Origin of the sequence: Streptomyces sp. NPDC050636 (assembly GCF_040654775.1) — a bacterium.
Taxonomy (GTDB): domain Bacteria; phylum Actinomycetota; class Actinomycetes; order Streptomycetales; family Streptomycetaceae; genus Streptomyces.
Map to the genome: position 1 here is coordinate 1 of NZ_JBFAIP010000233.1, position 2977 is coordinate 2977.

A 2977-nucleotide genomic window follows, 5' to 3' on the forward strand; every position below is an offset into this window, starting at 1 on the left:
TGATGAGGATCCGCATTTTTCCCCAAGTGCGCTCCGATTCCCCACTTGGTTCAAGAGCGGATGAAGTGAGGAAAGTGGGGATCGCCGAGCGTGCGGGAGGGCCCGCTGGCCGTCAGGTCGGCGGACCCTCGTTGGTCGAGAGATTCAGGCCCGTCGGATCGGAGTGATTTCGGGAAGAGATGTGGTCGGGATCGACGGCCTGGCAACTTCTGGTGTCGCCAACAGCGCGACGATTGTGACGGGTTGATCGCAGTGAGGGCAGTTTCGGGTTGCCGTGGGCGGCAGATCCGGAGTTGATTCCCGACGCGGCATTGTCGGTTTCTTCATTGCGTGTAGAGGCGGCATGGGCTCTCCGAGGCGGGCGGCTCGCGCCTCGTCACGGTCTCGTTCTCGCTGATTTTCTGCTTCCCGCCGGCAGGATGGCGAACAGTACTTCTGCCGGACGGACGGGTGCGACGTGAAATCGTTCCCGCAGACGGGGCAGGGTTTGACGTGTAGTTTCACTTCATCCCTTTGGGCACTCGGTCGGCATGCTCGGGCGCAATATCGCTGCCGGCTGCCGGAGTCATGGCTGAACTCTTCACCGCAGGTGAGGCAGTTGCGTTTCCCGGCGCCAGCAGCTTCTGCTTCAGGAGACACGGGCGTTCACCCCCGCCCGGAGGGCATCGGCCTGACTTTGGTGGCCTCGAAGCCGGTATGAGGGACCGTCGATTCCCGCGACCGCGGCTCGATGAAGAAGCCGGTCGAGCATCGCCGCGGCCACCGTCGCATCGCCGAAGGCACCAGCCCAATCAGCGATTCCGACATTGGTAGTGAGGATCGTGCTCGACTTGAGATACCTCTGATTGATCACCTGAAACAGCGCGGATGCACCGTCCTCCGGCAGAGGGAGATAGCCCAGCTCGTCAATGATGAGGAGTTTGGGACCTGCGAAGAATCGCATGCAGGTTTTCCAACGCCCTTCGAGTGCGGCCTTGTGGCATTTCGCTGCCAACTCGGCGGCGGTAGTGAAGTAGACGCGGTGACCAGCGTCGACAGCGGCCCGTCCCAGCGCGACGGACAGCATCGTTTTCCCGACGCCGGGCGGCCCGACGAACAGCACATTCGATGCGTCGTCCAGGAACCGGAGGGTTGCCAGGTCGCGAATGAGTTTCTCGTCGACACCTGGCTGGGCGGCGAAGTCGAAGTCCTGGAGGGTCCAGGGCTCAGGCAAACAGGCAAACCGTTCCCGTGCAGCGCGTTTGCGCGTCTCAGTTGCCTCGACTTCGATTTCCAGCAGCCGTTCCAATGCCGCTGTCAGCGACATGCGTTCGGTGCGGGATTGGTCCAGGACTCTGTTCAGTGCCTCCGCCGCGTCGTTGAGTTTGAGATAGGACAGGTGGGCTCGCAGCTGCTGATAGCGGCGTGCTTCGCTCATCTGCATGGGAGTACTCAATCCTGACTCTCCTCTTTCTGTGCTGGAAGGTGCCGCAGCTGGTCAGCGACGGCGGCATAGTGGGCCAGGTCGACGACGACCCGCTCGGCCGAGGACGCAGCCACCTGCTGGTCGCGCAGGTGGGCTGCCTCGGCGAGGGCTTCCGCCGACGGTGGCCGGCGGACTTTCTTCTTGCAGGGAGCCCGGTCGGTGAAATTGGCCAGCACCGCCCGTTCCAGCGCAATGACGTGTCCTGTGTCACGGATGGTTTGGCCCGATCCGCGTGGGGCCTGCCGATGGCAAGCGATAACCGAACGGCCGGCGGTGACGATGCGGATTTCGTCCTCGCCGAGTCGGTGGAGAACGCTAACCTGGGCACCAGGCAGGCCGGGAGGAACGGAATAGAAGTTCCCGCCGTAGGAGACCAGGCTCTGCGGGCTGACCGTCCGCTGGACTTCCAACTCGGCAGGGAAAGGGCGCACGGGAAGTTCCAACAGGCTTTCCGAGTCGGCTAGTTCAGCAACGGTGGTAGAAATACCATCGACTTTGCGGCGCCGTTCATCCATCCGCAGGGCCAGTTTGTCGACCCCGGACTGAGCTTGCTGGATGCTCAGTCCATCGGGAACAGTGCGCCACCAGCGTTGGGCAGCGGAGTGGTTTACCTTCTCCACCACTCCTTTTCTGTTCCCACGCCGTGGCGGGCAGATATCAACTCCGACACCGTAGTACTTGGCGACTGCCGTGAAGGCTGGCAGGACCCGACCAGTCGAGGGATAACAGACGGTTGACATCCGGTCGAAACGCCAACGGCGAGCCGTTCCGCCCAACTTGTGGACGATCTGATCGAGGCCCTGCACCAGATGGGGAAAGTCCTCGGATTCCATCAGAACCGCCCGCCAGCGTCCGGAGTGTGCCAGAGCTCCGACCAGGAGGTGCGCATGCTCGCCGACGCCCCATTCACTCGGCGCTTCGGGCAACTCCAGCCAATCGAACTGAATCTCTTCGCCGGGAGGGTGAGAGATCACGGCGACATCGCGACCCGATGACCTCTTGCAGGGTTCGCAGTGCGGTCTCACCTGGTGACGCCGCAGAGCGCGGGTGAATGTCGAATAGGCGCCCAGATAGCCAAGTTCCTTGACTTCGTCATAGAGCGTCGAGGCCCAGAGATGAGGGTCATCACTCAGACGCTGTCGACAGTAATCAAGGAAAGGGATCAATGCATCCGGCGCCAACTGCCGACTGCCCGCGACCCGTTCGCCCTTAAGGTAAGCCCGAATCGTCTTGCGATCACGGCCCAAATGGCGTGCGATCGCCGAGATGGTCCATCCCTGACGACGCAGCGCGTGAGCGTCCACGTCTTCCTCCTGCGTGAGCATTCAGGCCCCCGAACAGGCCAAAATCGAATCGCACGCAGGCTCTCCGCAGACGCTATTCCTCATTCCGACACGCCGGTTGTGATCACACCAACTGCCCAAGCTTGGTCACACGATGGGTGGGGAGATCAACTGAGCAGGTTTGGCCCACCGCAGATCAGGGGGTGGGGAGATTCAAAGAGCCCTATCA

General features: G+C 62.2%; 2 protein-coding genes. Both read right to left on the minus strand.

Annotated elements, in window-relative coordinates; all coding sequences use genetic code 11:
• Positions 1-628: 628 nt before the first annotated feature.
• Positions 629-1423 (minus strand): IS21-like element helper ATPase IstB, encoded by a 795-nt coding sequence (istB, locus tag AB0I10_RS40885; RefSeq protein ID WP_363157814.1) that lies wholly within the window; start codon positions 1421-1423, stop codon positions 629-631.
• A gap of 8 nt (positions 1424-1431) precedes the next feature.
• Positions 1432-2769, minus strand: coding sequence for an IS21 family transposase (locus tag AB0I10_RS40890; RefSeq protein ID WP_363157815.1), 1338 nt, complete (start codon positions 2767-2769; stop codon positions 1432-1434).
• Between the last annotated feature and the right edge of the window lie 208 nt (positions 2770-2977).

Excerpts from the sequence above, each read along its gene's own strand:
- istB (WP_363157814.1), bottom strand. The coding sequence starts at position 1,423 with ATGCAGATGAGCGAAGCACGCCGCTATCAGCAGCTGCGAGCCCACCTG.